The following is a 15536-nucleotide window of genomic DNA, read 5'->3' on the forward strand; positions in this document are numbered from 1 at the left end:
GAGCAAGGAGGAGAACGACCATGGCACTTCTCGACCTGCAGGGAATGGAACTGTCCACCGAGGCCAAGAACGCCGGCGGCGGCGGCGGGAGCCGGGCGAGCCTGCTGCTCTGTGGCGACAGCTCGCTGAGCGTCACGACCTGTAACTGACCGGCGGTCCTGAGCGCGGCCCCGGACCGGGACACCCTGTCCCGGCTCCGGGGCCACTCCTGTCGTACCGACCTCGAGGAGGCGTGATGTCCGCCGTGACCGGTGACCGGGTGCTCGTCCGGGCCGTACGGCACGGCGGCCCGTGGGTTGCCGTCCTGGTGCTGGCGGCCCTCGCGGTCGCCGCGGCGGACCTGCTGCTCCCGGCCGCGCTCGGCGCGGCCGTCGACGCGGCACTGACTCCCGGTGCCCGGCCCGGCCGGTGGATCGCCGCGGCCGTCGCCCTGATCGTCGTCATCGCCGTCGCCGAGATCCTCACCGGTCTCGCGGCCGGCCTGAGCACCGCCCGGGCCACCGCCCGGCTGCGGCACACCCTGGTCCGGCACGTGTTCGCGCTCGCCCCCGGCGCCGCCCGCCGGCACCCGGCCGGCGACCTGGTGAGCCGCCTGGTCGGCCAGGTTCCCAGCGCGGCCGGCGCCGGTGCCGCCGTGGCCCTGGCCGGCACGGCGCTGGTGCCCCCGCTGGGCAGCCTGGTCGCCCTCACCCTGATCGACCCGTGGCTGGGTGCCACCTTCGTCACCGGCCTGCTCGTGCTGACCCTGCTGCTGCGCACGTACGTCGTCGACACGGCCCACGCGACCACCCGCTACCAGCGCACCCAGAGCGACATCGCCGCCCGGCTGACCGAGGCACTGACCGGCGCGCGCACGATCGCCGCGGCCGGCACGGTCGAGCCGGAGATCCGGCGGGTGCTGCGGCCCCTGCCCGACCTCGGCCGGCACGGCGCCCGGACCTGGGACGCGATCGGCCGGGCCGCCGCGCAGGGAGTCCTGCTGGCACCGCTGATGCAACTGGCCGTCGTCGCTGTCGCCGGGCTCGCGCTGAGCGCCGGCCGTCTGACCCCCGGCGCGGTGCTGGCCGCCCTGCAATACGTGGCGCTGGGCGCCGGGCTCGGTGGGGTGGTCGGTGTGCTGGGCCGGATCGCCCGCAGCCGGGCCGGCTGCCGCCGCACCGCGGAGATCCTGGCCGAGCCCCTCCAGCAGTACGGCGGCCAGGACCTGCCACCCGGCCACGGCCGCCTGGAGCTGCGCGGAGTCACCGTGCGCCATCCGGCCGGCGCGGATCACCCGCCGGTGCTCGACCACATCGACCTGGTGATCCCGGCGGGCGCCACCGTGGCGGTCGTCGGCCGGTCCGGCGCGGGCAAGTCCACCCTGGCCGGGGCCTGCGGGCGGCTCCTCGACCCGGACGAGGGCGAGGTGCTCCTCGACGGCGTGCCGCTGCCCCGGGTGGACCACGACGCCCTGCGCCGCGCGATCGGGCACGCCTTCGCGCGGCCCGTCCTCGTCGGGGCGAGCGTCGGCTCCGCGTTGGCCCTGGGCCCCGGCTCCCCCACCGGGCAGCGGATACGCGCCGCCGCCCGGGCAGCCCGCGTGGACACGGTCGTCGAACGCCTCCCCGACGGCTACGACACCCGGCTCGCTGACACGCCGCTGTCCGGTGGCGAGGTGCAGCGGCTGGGCATCGCCCGCTCGCTGGGGGCGGAACGGCTGCTGGTGCTGGACGATGCCACCTCCAGCCTGGACACCGTGACCGAGTACGAGGTCGGGCGGGCGTTGCTGGATGCGGCTGATCGCCGTACCCGGGTGGTCGTCACCCACCGGGCCGCCACCGCCGCCCGGGCCGACCGGGTCGCCTGGCTCGACCGGGGCCGGCTCCGCGGCTGTGCGGAGCACCGGGTGCTGTGGCAGGACCGCGCCTACCGGGAGCTGTTCGCCGGAGCGGACCGATGAGATATCTGCTGCGGTTCCTCCGCCGCCACCCCGCCCCCCTGGCCCGGCTCGCCTGGTGGTCGGCCGTCGAGGCGGTGCCCGCCGTGCTGTCCGGGCAGGTCATCGCCCGCGCCGTCGACCGTGGTTTCCTGGCCGGGCACCCGCACACCGGCCTGGCCTGGCTGGGCCTGCTCGCGGCGGCGGTGATGCTCGGCGCGTACGGCACCCGCAACACCTACCGCTGCCTCGCCGGCCTCGCCGAGCCGCTGCGCGACGAGCTGGTGGCCCACGTCGTCGGCGGTGCGCTGCGCGGCGCCGCCGACCGCTCGGCCGTCGCCCGGCTCACCCATCAGGTGGAGATCGTCCGTGACACCTTCGCCGGCGCGGTCATGACGGTGCGTGGCTTCCTGTTCGCGGTGACCGGAGCCCTGCTGGGCCTGGCCGCTCTGGCCCCGCCGATCGCCCTGGCCGTGGCGGTGCCGATGCTGGCCGGCCTCACGCTGTTCGCCGTGACGCTGCCGGCGATGGTGGCCCGGCAGCGCGCGTACGTGGCCGCCGACGAGCAGCTGGCCGACGAGGCGGGCTCCGCGTTCGCGGGCCTGCGGGACGTGGTCGCGTGCGGGGCGGAGGACCGGATGACCACGGACCTCGCCGTCCCGGTCGACGCCCAGGCCTCAGCGGAACGCTCGGTCGTGCGCATGACCGCCGTACGCGGACTCAGCCTCGCCCTGGCCGGCTGGCTCCCGGTGGTCATCGTGCTGCTGGCGACACCGTCGCTGATCCGCGGTGGCCTCACCGCCGGGGCCGTGCTCGGCGCCCTGACCTACCTGCTGCACGGCGTCCAACCAGCCCTGAACACCCTGATCGGCGGCCTGGGCGGCGGAGGCGTACGGCTCACCGTGACCCTCGACCGCATCCTGCGAGCCGGCAGGCGGCCGGCACCCGCACCGCTCACCACCGTGCTGCAACCCGCCGATGCTGAGGTGAGCCTGCGCAACGTCACCTTCTCCTACAGCCGCCACGCCGAGCCGGTGGTCCGCGACCTCGACCTGACCATCACCGACGGCGACCACCTGGCCGTCGTCGGCCCCAGCGGCATCGGCAAGTCCACCCTGGTCGCGCTCCTGGCGGGCACCCTGCGACCCCGGCAGGGCGAGGCCCGGCTGGGCGAGGCCCCGATCGCCGACCTGGACCCCCGCACCCTGGCCCGGCACCGGGTGCTGATCCCGCAGGAGGCGTACGTGTTCAGCGGCACGCTGCTGGACAACCTCCGCTACCTGCACCCCGACGCCGATCGCCGCGACATCGACCACGCGGTGGCCGCCGTCGGCGCGGACGACCTGGTGGCCCGCCTCGGCGGCTACGAGGCGCCGATCACCCCCGACATGATGTCGGCGGGCGAACGGCAACTCGTCGCGCTGGCCCGGGCGTACCTCTCCCCGGCCCGGCTCGTCCTCCTCGACGAGGCCACGTGCCACCTCGACGCGGCCGGCGAGGCCCGCGCCGAACGGGCGTTCGCCGACCGCCCCGGTGCCCTGGTGGTGGTCGCCCACCGGGTCAGCTCCGCCGTACGGGCCCGCCGCATCCTGCTGCTGGACGGCAAGGAGGCGACCCTGGGAACGGACAGGTCGCTGCGGCTCAGCTCACCGCTGTACCGCGAGATCGCCGGCCACTGGGACGCCGAGTCAGTGGAACCACCCGGCCTCCTCGGCCAGCCGGACAGCCTCCAGCCGGTTGCGGGCGCCGGTCTTGCGGAGAATGGCGGAGATGTAGTTCCGGACGGTGCCCGCCGTCAGATGCAGCTTCTCGGCGACCTCCTCCGACGGCAGCCCTGAGGCGACGGCGTTGAGCACGTCCAGTTCCCGGGGCGACAGCGGACTGCGCTGAGCGGCCACCATGGCGACGGCCAGGCTCGCGTCGATCACCCGTTCGCCCCCGGCCACCTGCCGGATACTCCGGACCAGCTCACACGGCGCGGCCTGGGTGCCGACCACCCCGCGTACCTGAACCTCCAGGGCGCGGCTGAGCCGCCCCGGAGCCTCCGGCCCGGCCAGCACCAGCGTGGCGCAGCCCGGCAACTCGGCGGTGAGCCGGTCGATGGTACGGAGCCCGTCATCCGCCAGCAGATCAACGCTGACCACGGCAACGTCCGGAGGAACAGCGCGGGCCATGTCCAGCGCTTCGTCGAGGCAGCCGAGAGCGGCGACCACCTCGAAGTCCTCCTCCAGCGACAAGGTCGTAGCGAGCGCGCCGCGGAGCAGGTTGACGGGCTCGACGAGCAGAATGCGGATCACAATGGCCTCCCAGCCAGGGTCAAAGCTTCGCGGTGGGAATGCCGGCAGCTGAACGGGCTCGGCCACGGTGGCGGCGGAGCACGCAAGCCGGCGGACGGCCGATCGCGGGTCCGTCTGCGGACCGGCGTGGCCTGTTTCCTGTCCCCGGAGGGAGAGCGATCAGCTGGGAGGTCCGCTGTAGCGGACGGTCCGCCCGTGGGCGGAGGTGTCATCGGCTGAGGAGAGGGTGCCGGAGGAGATCTCGGGACGCCAGAACGACGGGACGGTACCCGCCGCGGGCGAGCCGGTGCCGGCGGCATCGCGGGCGTGGCCCGTGCCGGCGGAGTCAGAGGGCTGGTGCGGTGGGGCGGGCGGCGGGGTGGGGAAGTTCGAAGCCTGAGGCTTGGCGTGCCCGCCGTGGCCGACTGTGGCCGGGGTTGGTGTGTCACGCAGGTCGAGTGCGGGCATCGCGCCGGTCCGCAACAGGGCCGACGCCGGGTGGGCCGGGGTGCGGGTTGCTTCTCGTCGCGGCTCGGTGGTGGTGGTCTGCGCCTGGAGCTTCTCTTGGGCGGTGGGCGGCACGGGGTTGGCGGGCAGCGTGGGGAGGTGCGGGGTTGCCGGTGTCGCGGGCGTCGTTGGGAGCGCAGGGGCGACCGGTGTGGGTGGCGGGGTGGGCGCTTGAGGGAGGTTCGGCAGCTCGGACGGCGCAGGCAGGGCGGGCAGGGCGGGCAACGCAGGCATGCCCGGCAGCGCAGGCTCGCCCGGCAGCTCAGGTAGCGCGGGCAGGCCCGGCAGCGCAGGCAGGCCCGGCAGCCCGGGCAGCGCGGGCAGAGCGGGCAGGCCCGGTAGCGCGGGCAGCGCGGGCAGCGCAGGCAGGCCCGGTAGCGCGGGCAGCACGGGCAGCGCAGGCAGGCCCGGTAGCGCAGGCAGCGCAGGCAGCGCGGGCAGCGCAGGCAGGCCCGGTAGCGCAGGCAGCGCAGGCAGCGCAGGCAGCGCAGGCAGCGCAGGCAGGCCCGGTAGCGCAGGCAGCGCAGGCAGGCCCGGTAGCGCAGGCAGCGCAGGCAGGCCCGGTAGCGCAGGCAGCGCAGGCAAGGTTGAATGCCACGGCACGAGCGAGGATGCGGGCGCCGCGGGCACGGGCGGCAACGCGGGCAACGCTGGCAGGGCAGGCGCGGCGGGCACGGCCGGCAGGGCAGGCGCGGCGGGCACGGCTGGCAGGGCAGGCGCGGCGGGCACGGCCGGCAACGCAGGAATGGCGGGCGGCGCAGGCAAGGCGGGCAAGACTGGCAGCGCAGGCGCGGCGGGCACGGCCGGCAACGCAGGAATGGCAGGCAGAGCCGGCATCGCGGGCAGAGCCGGCCTAATGGGCAATGTGCTGACTGCCGGAGGTTCCGGCCCTGATGTCAGCGCCGGGTTGGCGGGCAACGTGGGCGACACGGGGTACGAAGGCCGCTCGGGCTGCGCCGGCACCGAGGGCTGCTCCGGCAGCGTGGGCGCAGAGGGAAGGGCTGGCACACGTTCCGGCTTCGCAGGCAACTGAGGCTGACCAGGATGCACCGGGGCGCTCGCGTCCGCGGGCGACCGGGGCGCTTCAGGCAGTTCGGGCGCCGCCGGCATGTCGCGGACAGCCGGCAGCAGCGTGCGGCTGATCGGCAACGCTGGCAGTCGCGACGGCCCGGATACGACGGGCGAGCCCGGATCGCGATCTGCCGGAGCAGGATCGGTCCGCGGCGATCCCGCGGGGCGGCCAGACCGCTCATCCGCGGCGGGCTTCGCCGGGCGGCCAGTCGGCGTCCGCTTCCCCGTGAGGTCGGTATCACCATCAGGAAGGCGCCGGACCGCCACCGGCGTCCTGCCTACAGGAACCACCTCGGATGCAGCATCCGAGCGGCTCTGGGCTCTCGAACCCGCGTCCGTCTTGGGAGCGGTGATCTCAAGACCCTTCCGCGCCGTCCCTTGAGGTGCATCGGCCTCGCGGCCTTCGGCCTTCAGGCCCGCATCCTCACGCTCACCCGAACCGGAAGAGGTGGCCTTGCGGCGGTCGGCCTTCGCAGTCGCAGAAGCCCTCGACCCCGAACGAGCGCTCGTCCGCCCGGCCGCCTCCGCTACCAGACCCTTCCGCACCTCCGCCGTCGAGACCTTCCCCGCCTCGACGTTCGCAGCGGTGACCTTCCGACCATCCGCCTTCGAACCCCGCCCCTCCGCCGCCTCCACCTTGGAGGCCGAGCCCTTGGAAACCGAGACCTTCGAAACCGAGACCTTCGAAGCCGAGACCTTGGAAACCGAGACCTTCGAATCCGAGCCCTTGGAGACGGAGCCCTTGGAAACCGAGACCTTGGAAACCGAGACCTTCGAAGCCAAGACCTTCGAGACCGAGACCTTCCGGCTGTCAGACCTGGACTGGTGAGCTTGGGCCGCGGCAACCCGCCGCCCACCCGCCTGGGAACCGCCGACGTCCCGGCCACCAGCCTTCGAGACCCGAGCCCGCCCCGGCACCGGAACCTTCCGATCCTCCAGGGAAAGCGCAGCCTTCCGCACCCGAGGAACCGTCCGCCCAGCAGAAACCGCTTTCCGATCCGAAGATTCTACAGATTTACCCCCATGGATCTTCGAAACAGAGATCAACGACGCCGCGCGGTCCTTTTTCGCATTGTCTGCGAGATCCGGGCCACCCTCCGTGACGCCGACTTTTCCGCCGCGATCAATAACACCCGCGTCAGCCCGCGCAGCGTGATCAATGACGCTCAGAGCGAAGTAGGCGGCAACGATCAGCCCGATCATCACCAGCAGCCGGTAAATGCGCTGAGCTGCTGCTCCAGCGACATTCCGGCGCACGGCGAACCCCCACTCGATCATTTACCCGGGCTGTCGATTCATTCCTACCCGCCAATCGGAAGCTAACACCGCACCGCCGCCGCCGCAGAACTCGGCCGGGCGCCGCTCACCCATTCGTGAACCCGGTAAAAGATGCATCATGCCGCCCGGGACAGACCGCGCAGTCTGCTGTGGAGCTCCGTGGTCTCCGGCGCCGGACGCGCCCCGAGCTGGGCTTCCAGCACCCTGACCAGTTCCTCGTACTGGCGCAGCGCCCGCCCCCGCTCCCCCAGCGCGGCATAGCAGCGCATCAGAGCCCGGTGCGCCCCCTCCAGCAGCGGATCGTGCGCCACCAGCCGCGCGAACACGTCCGCGGCTTCGACGAAGCGTTGTTCCCGCGCCAGCAGGCCGCCGAGGTTGCGGAGCACGTGCTCGTACTCTCTGCGCAGCTCTTCCCGGTGCGGTTCCGCCCACGCCCCGACCTGGGTGTCGGTCAGGAAATCACCCGGGTAGCACGCTGCGGCCCTGGTCAGGGCATCGATTCCGGCGCGCCGGGCCGCCGTTCGGAAGTCCGGGACGTCGTAGCGCAGGGTGCCGACCGCTTCCAGGTGGTACGCGCCGCCGGCGAACCGTACCCGCGCGGCCCCGTCGAGGGCCCGGCGCAGGAACTTCAGGCACGTGTGGAAGCTGTTGCGCAGCTCGGTCGCGGACGCCTCCGGCCACAGCGCCAGTCCGATCTCCGCCTTGATGCTGCCCGGGCTGGTGAGCAGGTAGAACATCAGCTCGCGGGGCTTGGCGTAGGTCCAGTCCTCGGGACCGAGCGCCCGGCCGTCCACTTCGACCCGGCTGCGCCCGAGCGCGTGGACCGACAGCCCGGCCCGCGGCACCAGGCGTGGGGCGGACGCCGGGACGGACGGCGAGGAGGTCGCCGCGGCCACGGCCTGCTCCACCGTCAGCGCCGCGCCCTCCCGCGCGGCCCGTTCGAGGTCCGCTTGACTCAGCTCAGCCCGTACCCCCTGCACTCGCCGGTCGTGGTCCGCCCGGTCGCACGGCGGCAGTGGCGTGCCCAGCTTTCGGCGCAGGCGGTCGGCTGCGGCCAGCAGCCGCGCCCCGGTACGGGCATCAGCCCCCACCCCCGCCAGCGCCTCCAGCACGCTGGCCGTCCGCCACCGATCGCCCAGCTCGTGATGCACCGTGAGGCTCCGGCGCAGCCGGGCCACCGCTTCCACCCGATCGCCCGACGCCTCCGCGATCAGCCCGAGTTGCTCGTTCGCCCAGGCCGTCGCCTCGCGCAGGCCCATCCGCTCGGCGTCGGCCAGGCTCTCGCGGAGCAGCCGCACGGCACCGTCCGGATCGCCCCCGCGGAAGGTCGACGCGGCCAGGTCGATCAGGGCACCGACGACGCCCTCGGTGTCGCCCAGCTCGCGGAACCGGCGCAGCGCCTCGCCGGACAGCTCGGCCGCCCGGGCATGGTCACCCTCCAGCCACGACGTGAAGCCCAGCAGCTGCAGCGCCCGGGCCTCGCCGACCGGTTCAGCCAGCCGGCGCCACAATTGCCGGCCTTCCTCGTGGTACGCGCGGGCCTCGGCGTACCGGCCGCGTTCCCGGGCGATGCTGCCGAGGCTCTGCACCGCCTCGGCGACGCCGCGCCCGTCGGCGGCCGCCGCGAACAGCTCCCGGGCCCGGGTCAGGCGGGCTGCGGCCGCCGCGTAGTCACATTGCAGGAATTCCAGGCGGCCCAGCGCGGTCAGGGCCTTGGCCAGCGCGGCCGGGGCGATGTCGCGGTCCACGCCCGACACGGCCGCGTGCAGCCACTGGCGGCCTTCCGCGTACTGCCCGGTGAGCTGCCAGTAGCGGCCCAGCGCTCCGGCCAGTTGCACTTCGAGCGGCCCGTCGTCGCCCCGCGCCCAGGTCAGCGCGGCTCGCAGGTTGCCCCGGTCGCGGTGCAGCCGGTCGCGCCAGAGTGGCTAGTCGGCGCCGCTGAGCCCGCGCTCCGCTTGCCGGGCCACGTCGAGCAGGTACGCGGCGTGCCGGGCCGCCACCGCCCGGCGCTGATCACCGAGTCGCTCCGCGGCGTACTGCCGGACTACTTCGAGCAGGCGGTAGCGCTCCTCCGCGGCGTCGGTGCGGGCCTGCACCAGCGACTTGTCGACCAGGCGGGCGAGCAGTTCCAGGGTGTCGGTCGCGTCCTGGCCGGCGACCGCGGCAGCGCCGTCGACGGTGAAGCCGCCGCGGAACACCGACAGCCGGGCGAACAGCTCGCGTTCGGGGCCGGGCAGCAGGTCGTAGCTCCAGTCCAGGGTGGCCCGCAGGGTCGCCTGCCGGGCCGGCACGTCGCGGTTGGTGGTGGCCAGCAGCGAAACAGCGTCGTCCAGCAACGCGACGATCCGCGGCAGGGGCAGCACCCGCAGGCGTGCGGCGGCCAGTTCCAGCACCAGGGGCATGCCGTCGAGGCGGCGGCAGAGCCGGGCCACGTCGGCGGCGTTGTCGTCGGTGACCGTGAAGTCGCGGCGGGCCAGGCGGGCCCGGTCGGCGAACAGCTGCACGGCCTGGCTGCCGGCGAGGTCCGCGGCGTTCGGTGCGGGCAGGTCGGCCGGTACGGACAGGCCCTCCACCCACCAGGTGGTCTCCCCGGTGACGGCCAGCGGTTCCCGGCTCGTGGTGAGCACCCGCAGGCCGGGGCAGGCCCGCAGCAGGTCGGCCGCGAGCCCGGCGCAGGCGGCCACCAGGTGCTCGCAGTTGTCGAGAACGAGCAGTCCCGGGTGTTCGCGCAGGTGGGCGACGACCATGTCGGGGCGCGAGCGGCCGGGCACCTCGGCGACGCCGAGGACGTCGGCCACGGCCGCGACCAGCAGCGCCGGCCGGTCCAGCGGGGCCAGCGACACCCACCACGTCGGGCGACGGGCCTCCTCGTTCAACCGGTCGTGGACCGCGTGCGCGAGCCGGGTCTTGCCGCTGCCGCCCGGGCCGACCAGGCTCAGCAGCCGGGTCCGGCGGACGGCGGTGACCAGGGCGGCGACCTCGGTGTCGCGGCCGACGAACCGGGTCAGCGGCGGGCCGGTGGCCGGTCCGGGGCCGGTGCGCCGCGGTGCGGCGACGAGCGAAGCAGGCATGGTGGGTGCTCCGGCGCCGGGGACAGGAGGGTTCGCCCCACGACGGGCGACGTGCTCTCCAGCGTCGGTTCCGGCGCCGGGACGGTCAACCCGTCTGTCGGCTACCCGCCGGGCCGCGACCTGTGTCCCCCCGCGGTTCCCCCCGCGCCACCCCGCGCTGCCCCCCGCACCCGCACCGCAGCCTTGGGTCGTTCCACGGGGCCCGGTCCGACGGGCTCCGCCACACACAGGGGAGATCATTGATGCGCACCAACCCGTTCCGCCGCCGGCTGCTCCAGCTCGCTGCCACCGCGGCCGTCGTACCGGTGGCCCTGCTGCCGTTAGGACCGGCGACGGCGGCGCCGTCGGCCGCGGCCGACTCGTTCGCGGCGCCGTCCTTCACCAAGATCGAGGGCGCCGCGAGCGACGCGGCGGGCCTGCAGCCCACCGTGGACGCCTACCGCGCGCTGCTCGGCGAGCCCAACAACGGCAGCGCGCCGGGAACCCAGCCGGCCGGGCGGCGTGAGATCAACTGGGACGGTGCGCCGGACGCCCAGTCCGCGCCGAACCTGCTGCCCCGCGACTTCTTCAACACCACCGTGCCCCGGGGCGCGGTGTTCTCCACCGGGGCCGGCAACAAGTTCCAGGTCAGCGCGGACAGCGACAACCCGACCCAGACCGCGGTCCGGTTCGGCAACATCAACGCCCAGTACCGGGAGAACTTCAACGTGTTCAGCGCGCAGCGGCTGTTCACGCCACTGGGCACGAACCGGATGAGCGTCCGGTTCTTCCAGCCGGGCACGACCAAGCCGGCCACGGTCAAGGGCTTCGGCGCCGTCTTCACCGACGTCGACAAGGCCGGCACAACGAAGATCGAACTGTACGACCAGTGGGGCACCCAGCTCTGGTGGCAGGCGGTGCCCAAGGGCACCACGGCCAACCGCAGCCTCTCGTTCCTCGGCGTCAAGACCACCGCCGACGTGTACGAGGTCCGCATCACCACCGGCAACGCCCCGCTGAGCAGCACCAACACCGACACGTCGACCCGCGACGTGGTCGTCATGGACGACCTGCTGTACGGGGAGCCGCAGCCGCTGTCCTGACCAGGACAGCCGACACAGCGTGGCCGGGGGTCCTTCCGCCCTCGGCCACGCCGCGCGTCACACCGCCACGCCGTCGATCTGCAGGGTCTGGACCGAGGCCGCCGGGAACGGGACGGTGACGCGCTGGCCGACCATCCGCATGTCCTGCCGGACGGTGTACCGGTCGGAGCCGCCCGGGACGGTGGACCAGCGTGGGACCACGGCGCCCGTGCCGCCGGTGGCCTGGCCGAAGCGGGACAGGTCGAACGTCAGGTTCTGCGCGGCTCCGGCGTTCAGCGCCACGATCACCAGACGGCGGGCGGCCGCGTCGTAGCCCGCGATCGCGTGGTCCACGCCGAGGTCGAGGATCCGCATGCCGGGACGGATGTGCCGGGTGAACTGGGCGAGCGTGTAGTACTTGGTCTCGATCGCCCCGGCGGTGGCCGTGGTGCCGTTGTAGCGGATCGTGCCCCAGCCGGCCGACGGGTCCATCACCTGCCAGTAGCACCACGCCGTCGGGTGCAGCCAGCGCCAGTCCATGCACAGATTGCGGGCCATGGCCAGGCCGGTGCCGTCGCTGTCGCCGTGCTCCGAGTTCCACAGCACCTTGTTGTCGGCGCGGACGGCGTTGTAGAGCAGGTCGCGGCGGGTGTCCGGGCCGTAGCCGTGCACGTTCACCTGCCGTACGAGTGCTTTGGTGGCACTGTCGAAGCTGTTCCAGGTCGCCCGGGCGGCGTCGAAGTCGGTCTCGTCCGAGGCCGAGATCGTCACGCCGGTCAGGCCCTGCCGGTTCAGCTCGGTGCGCAGGTGCCCGAGCACGCTGCGCTGGGTCTGCGCGTCGATGTGGCAGCCTTCCTGGGTGCCGTCGGCGCGCCACCAGCCGGCGGAGGGCTCGTTGAACGGGTCCACGGTCCGGAAACGCACGCCCCACCGCTCCTGCGCGTAGCGGGCGGTGACGGCGAGGTGATGGGCGTGCTGACGGTGGTTCCACGCCTGCAGGTTCAGCCCGCCGCCGGCCGCCCCGGAGGGGTTGTGGTTGCTGCACATCCACCACATCGGCGAGTTGGCGAACAGCTCACTGATCGCGCCCCGCTGGGTCGCCTTGACCAGGGCGGCGCGCTGCTTGGCGTCGAGGTTGAAGTTCCACGCCGACGAGGCCGGGTCCTCGTTGGTGTAGTCGAGCCAGAATCCCTCGATCTGCTTGAAACGCGGGATGTTGGGCGAGGCCACCATCCGCTCGCCGTTGATCGCGTTCCAGCTGCTGGCACCCAGGTTGTAGCGGGCGATGGTCAGGCCGAGGCCGGGCAGCGTGGTGCCGTTGTACGACACGTTCCGCATGGTGAAGAAGAGGTCGGCGAAGTCGTCACGGTCGCCGAAGACGGTGGCCCACCAGGCCAGTGAGGTGCCCCAGCCCTCCCACGCGCCGAAGTCGGCGCCGGGGTCGACGGCGATGGTGGCGTCCGCCCACGCCGGCCCCGCGCCGAGGGCGCCGGTGGCGACGGCGAGCCCGGTCGCTCCCGCGGCGCCGAGAACCGTCCTTCTTGTGGTCATGGAGTCCTCCCGAGATTGATCACAGGCCCCAGCCCGAGCGGATCACCTGCATCCCGTGCCCGAGTGCCGAGTCGATGGCGCCCTCGTAGTCGCCGGAGGATCGATCGACAGGGCATCGATGTTGCTGAATGATTGCGCTAACATTTGCGGTGTGTCAAGCAGCCGTCCGGCGGCTGCTACCCGGCGGTCCGGTCCAACTGTCCGGTTTCGTTCAGCGCGCGGGCGACCTCGACGAGCCTGATGTTGGACTCCTGGCTGGCCCGGGCGAGCACGGAGAACGCCTGGTCGGCGGTCAGTCTGTGGCGTTCCATGAGAATGCCCTTGGCCTGCCCGATGGCGTCCCGGGCGGCCAGGGCCTTGTTCAGGTGATCCTGCTGCTGAGCGCCGGACATCGCCACGGCGGCGTGCGTGGCGAACAGCAGACCGATGTGCTCGGAATCGCCGTCGAAGGCGTCGAGCTGCCGCGAGTAGAGGTTCAGCGCGCCGAGATTGTCGTGCTGCACGAACAGCTGGAACGACAACATGCTGCGCACCCCGAGCTCCTGGGCACGGCCGGTGAACTCCGGCCACCGCTGCTCGGTGCTCATGTCGCTCAGGCGCACTGTCCGCTGTTGGTACACCGCGTCGAGGCACGGGCCCTGGCCGGTTTCGTACTGCGCCTGGTCGACGAGGTAGACCAGTTCGTCCGTGCCCGCCTCGGTCCGCACTTCGCGGCGGCGCTGCACCACGGACAGAGCCGCGTAGTGCGCGCCGGGGATCGTATCGACCGCCGCGTACACGATGGCTCGCAGCGTGTCGTCAGCGTTGTCGTTGTCCTGCAAGCTGCGGGCCAGACGGCTCAGCGTCACCGCCAGGTCGGTCCGCGGCGACGTCCTGCCGCGCCCACCGTTGCTACCGCTGTCGTCGGCCATGGCCTGCTCCCCGCCCACTCCGGTCCGGGACGGCCCCGGCCGGCACCGACTCCGCCGCCCAGGCTATTACCGTCCCGCCGGGACGAGGTTACCGCCGGCCACCTCTGATCTGCGGTAGGGTCATCGGTGCGCCTGCCCTTGCCTTCAGCCCAGAGGGATCCTGGCCGTCGCATCGACGCCGGAGCTGTCCTCATGGACCTCGAGCGCCCGCACCATCCTCCTGACGCCCGGTCAGCGCCCTTGGGCATCCGCACGCTGCTGACCGACGATCACACCAGGGCCGAGCTGATCCTCACCGGAGAAGCCGACCGTTCCACGGCCCCGCGACTGCACGAGGCGATCCGTCGCCTGCTGCGCGAGCAGCACCTCACCACCATCGACCTCAACGCCTCGGCGCTGACCATCCTGGACTTGTCGGGCCTCCGGGGCCTGCTCAGATGCCGCGCCGAGGCCGTCGCTCGGGGCTGCCGGCTCGTGCTGATCAGTCCCGGGCCGGCCGTCCTGACCGTGCTGCGGATATCCGGCCTGCTCGAATGGTTCGGACTGCCGCCCTCGGCCGGGCCCCCGACCACTGCCGCGCCGGCACCGCGGCCCGCGCCAGGCCACGACGAGATTATCGCTCGCTCGGAAGCCCTGCGGCGGGCCGCCGTAGAGACCCGGGCACGCGCCAGAGACATGCGCGCTGACAACGAAGCTCGCCACCAGCGGATACAGGCGGCCCGGTACGCGCCCGGCGCGGCACCGCCGGCGTAGCGCCGAGTCCGGCCGGCCGGCGGCGACTACGACGGGCGGTGCACGGACGGCCGGGCCCACATACCTCGCGCAGGCCGACGGCGGCACCCGTGGTGGGTGCCGCCGTCGGTGGGTGATCGTGGGCTACTTGAGCCAGGGCAGGCGCTGGACCAGCGGCAGCCGGGCCCACATCTTGCCGAGGCCGAGGGTGTCACCGGCGGCGGTCAGAGCCAGCAGGGCCAGGACACCGGCGTAGATCAGGTGGTCGTCCATGAACGGGTTGTTCTCCGGAGGCAGCACCGCGGTCCACATCAGAACCAGCAGCAGACCGCCCGCGGCGGCGGCCAGGCGCATGCCGATCCCGGCGATCAGGGCGATGCCGATGCCGGCCAGGCCGAGCATGAACAGCCAGTCGGCCCAGGCCGCACCGGCGATGCTGTGGTAGACGCCCTCGAACGGACCCGCGACGGCGTTGCCCAGGAAGCCCTTGGTCGGGCTGCCGCCGTTGATCCACGCCCCCTTGTCGGGAGTGGCCAGGCCGAGGCCGAACAGCTTGTCGATGAACGCCCACAGGAACACCCAGCCCAGCGCCAGACGCAGACCGGCGAGAGTGAAACGGGTGGCCTTGCTGCGACGGGTCTCGGTGACGGTCGCTCCGGCGGCGCCGATGGAGATTACGGTGCCGTCGCGCTCTGCGGTGATGGTCTTGGGGTGCTGGACGGCGGTCATGGCGTCCACGTCCTTCCGTGTTGTTGTCTGCATCCCTATTCCATCCAGGAACGCCGGCGGTGATCAGTGCCGCACTGCCGTACCTTCCGGGACCTTCGGCCTATCCGAGCTTGGCCACGGTCAGCAGCACGGCGGCGTCCTCCAGCGCGGTGAGGCTGTGCCGGGCGTCCGGTATCACGAGCAGGTCACCGGTCGTGCCGTCGGTGGATGTGTCGCCGCTGGCGAGCCGGACGCGGCCGGTCAGGACGTGCAGGGTGGCCTCGCCGGGATTCTCGTGCTCGTCCAGGGCCGCACCGGCGCGCAGCGCGATCAGTGTCTGCCGCAAGGTGTGCGAGTGCCCGCCGACGAGGGTCTCGGCGCTGCGGCCGCTGGACGAGTCGCGGGCCGTGGCGAGGTGCTGGGTGACGAGGGTGGTCAACGAGGTGGGCATGGTG

At 73.2% G+C, this 15536-nt stretch carries 14 protein-coding genes and 1 pseudogene; 7 read left to right on the forward strand and 8 right to left on the reverse strand.

The genetic code is table 11. The features are described 5' to 3' along the window. The first annotated feature begins 20 nt into the window (after window positions 1-20). The 3 genes and pseudogenes from AB0C12_RS26485 to AB0C12_RS26495 form a co-directional block, all read left to right on the forward strand. Complete coding sequence (locus AB0C12_RS26485; RefSeq protein WP_360552370.1) at window positions 21-149, forward strand: SapB/AmfS family lanthipeptide; 129 nt, start codon at window positions 21-23, stop codon at window positions 147-149. A gap of 86 nt (window positions 150-235) precedes the next feature. Continuing rightward, a complete protein-coding gene (locus AB0C12_RS26490; RefSeq protein WP_360552372.1) occupies window positions 236-1939 on the forward strand; it encodes an ABC transporter ATP-binding protein in 1704 nt (567 codons plus the stop codon). A gap of 677 nt (window positions 1940-2616) precedes the next feature. Continuing rightward, a pseudogene (locus AB0C12_RS26495) lies at window positions 2617-3378 on the forward strand (ATP-binding cassette domain-containing protein); the annotation flags it as partial. Between the two features lie 225 nt (window positions 3379-3603). Here AB0C12_RS26495 and AB0C12_RS26500 read toward each other — a convergent pair. Together AB0C12_RS26500 and AB0C12_RS26505 are read right to left on the reverse strand one after the other, a co-directional pair. Continuing rightward, on the reverse strand, window positions 3604-4212 hold the full coding sequence (locus tag AB0C12_RS26500) for a response regulator transcription factor (RefSeq protein WP_360552374.1): 609 nt from the start codon (window positions 4210-4212) through the stop codon (window positions 3604-3606). Between the two features lie 159 nt (window positions 4213-4371). Then, window positions 4372-5088 (reverse strand): hypothetical protein, encoded by a 717-nt coding sequence (locus AB0C12_RS26505; protein ID WP_360552376.1) that lies wholly within the window; start codon window positions 5086-5088, stop codon window positions 4372-4374. Between the two features lie 1135 nt (window positions 5089-6223). Between AB0C12_RS26505 and AB0C12_RS26510 the strand changes: the two genes are divergently transcribed. Next, complete coding sequence (locus AB0C12_RS26510; RefSeq protein WP_360552377.1) at window positions 6224-6598, forward strand: hypothetical protein; 375 nt, start codon at window positions 6224-6226, stop codon at window positions 6596-6598. A 194-nt stretch (window positions 6599-6792) separates the two neighbouring features. After that, on the forward strand, window positions 6793-7092 hold the full coding sequence (locus AB0C12_RS26515) for a hypothetical protein (RefSeq protein ID WP_360552379.1): 300 nt from the start codon (window positions 6793-6795) through the stop codon (window positions 7090-7092). A 71-nt stretch (window positions 7093-7163) separates the two neighbouring features. Here the strand turns inward: AB0C12_RS26515 and AB0C12_RS26520 are convergent, their stop codons facing one another. Both AB0C12_RS26520 and AB0C12_RS26525 read right to left on the reverse strand, forming a co-directional pair. Further along, window positions 7164-8885: a BTAD domain-containing putative transcriptional regulator gene (locus AB0C12_RS26520; protein WP_360552381.1), complete on the reverse strand. Its 1722-nt coding sequence runs from the start codon at window positions 8883-8885 to the stop codon at window positions 7164-7166. 87 nt (window positions 8886-8972) lie between these two features. Then, window positions 8973-10118 carry an AAA family ATPase gene (locus AB0C12_RS26525; RefSeq protein ID WP_360552383.1) on the reverse strand — a complete coding sequence of 382 codons (1146 nt, stop codon included), beginning with the start codon at window positions 10116-10118 and terminating at the stop codon, window positions 8973-8975. 242 nt (window positions 10119-10360) lie between these two features. Here AB0C12_RS26525 and AB0C12_RS26530 point away from each other — a divergent pair, with 242 nt between their 5' ends. Beyond that, on the forward strand, window positions 10361-11200 hold the full coding sequence (locus AB0C12_RS26530) for a hypothetical protein (protein WP_360552385.1): 840 nt from the start codon (window positions 10361-10363) through the stop codon (window positions 11198-11200). A gap of 57 nt (window positions 11201-11257) precedes the next feature. On the opposite strand, the gene AB0C12_RS26535 is transcribed toward AB0C12_RS26530, so the two are convergent. Continuing rightward, window positions 11258-12730 (reverse strand): glycoside hydrolase, encoded by a 1473-nt coding sequence (locus AB0C12_RS26535; protein ID WP_360552387.1) that lies wholly within the window; start codon window positions 12728-12730, stop codon window positions 11258-11260. Window positions 12731-12906: 176 nt separating this feature from the next. After that, window positions 12907-13641, reverse strand: coding sequence for a GAF and ANTAR domain-containing protein (locus AB0C12_RS26540; protein WP_360552389.1), 735 nt, complete (start codon window positions 13639-13641; stop codon window positions 12907-12909). A 192-nt stretch (window positions 13642-13833) separates the two neighbouring features. Here AB0C12_RS26540 and AB0C12_RS26545 point away from each other — a divergent pair, with 192 nt between their 5' ends. Beyond that, window positions 13834-14394: an STAS domain-containing protein gene (locus AB0C12_RS26545; protein WP_360552391.1), complete on the forward strand. Its 561-nt coding sequence runs from the start codon at window positions 13834-13836 to the stop codon at window positions 14392-14394. A 123-nt stretch (window positions 14395-14517) separates the two neighbouring features. Here the strand turns inward: AB0C12_RS26545 and AB0C12_RS26550 are convergent, their stop codons facing one another. Together AB0C12_RS26550 and AB0C12_RS26555 are read right to left on the reverse strand one after the other, a co-directional pair. Continuing rightward, window positions 14518-15135 (reverse strand): hypothetical protein, encoded by a 618-nt coding sequence (locus AB0C12_RS26550; RefSeq protein WP_360552393.1) that lies wholly within the window; start codon window positions 15133-15135, stop codon window positions 14518-14520. Between the two features lie 67 nt (window positions 15136-15202). Continuing rightward, the gene (locus AB0C12_RS26555) at window positions 15203-15532 is read right to left on the reverse strand and encodes a cupin domain-containing protein (protein WP_360552395.1); all 330 of its coding nucleotides are present in this window, start codon (window positions 15530-15532) and stop codon (window positions 15203-15205) included. Window positions 15533-15536 lie beyond the last annotated feature (4 nt).

This window comes from Actinoplanes sp. NPDC048967, assembly GCF_040649415.1.
Classification (GTDB): domain Bacteria; phylum Actinomycetota; class Actinomycetes; order Mycobacteriales; family Micromonosporaceae; genus Actinoplanes.

Coding starts and splice junctions, on each gene's coding strand:
- AB0C12_RS26530 (WP_360552385.1), top strand. CDS start 10,361: ATGCGCACCAACCCGTTCCGCCGCCGGCTGCTCCAGCTCGCTGCCACC.
- AB0C12_RS26525 (WP_360552383.1), bottom strand. CDS start 10,118: ATGCCTGCTTCGCTCGTCGCCGCACCGCGGCGCACCGGCCCCGGACCG.
- AB0C12_RS26490 (WP_360552372.1), top strand. CDS start 236: ATGTCCGCCGTGACCGGTGACCGGGTGCTCGTCCGGGCCGTACGGCAC.
- AB0C12_RS26515 (WP_360552379.1), top strand. CDS start 6,793: ATGGATCTTCGAAACAGAGATCAACGACGCCGCGCGGTCCTTTTTCGC.
- AB0C12_RS26545 (WP_360552391.1), top strand. CDS start 13,834: ATGGACCTCGAGCGCCCGCACCATCCTCCTGACGCCCGGTCAGCGCCC.
- AB0C12_RS26540 (WP_360552389.1), bottom strand. CDS start 13,641: ATGGCCGACGACAGCGGTAGCAACGGTGGGCGCGGCAGGACGTCGCCG.
- AB0C12_RS26485 (WP_360552370.1), top strand. CDS start 21: ATGGCACTTCTCGACCTGCAGGGAATGGAACTGTCCACCGAGGCCAAG.
- AB0C12_RS26555 (WP_360552395.1), bottom strand. CDS start 15,532: ATGCCCACCTCGTTGACCACCCTCGTCACCCAGCACCTCGCCACGGCC.
- AB0C12_RS26535 (WP_360552387.1), bottom strand. CDS start 12,730: ATGACCACAAGAAGGACGGTTCTCGGCGCCGCGGGAGCGACCGGGCTC.
- AB0C12_RS26550 (WP_360552393.1), bottom strand. CDS start 15,135: ATGCAGACAACAACACGGAAGGACGTGGACGCCATGACCGCCGTCCAG.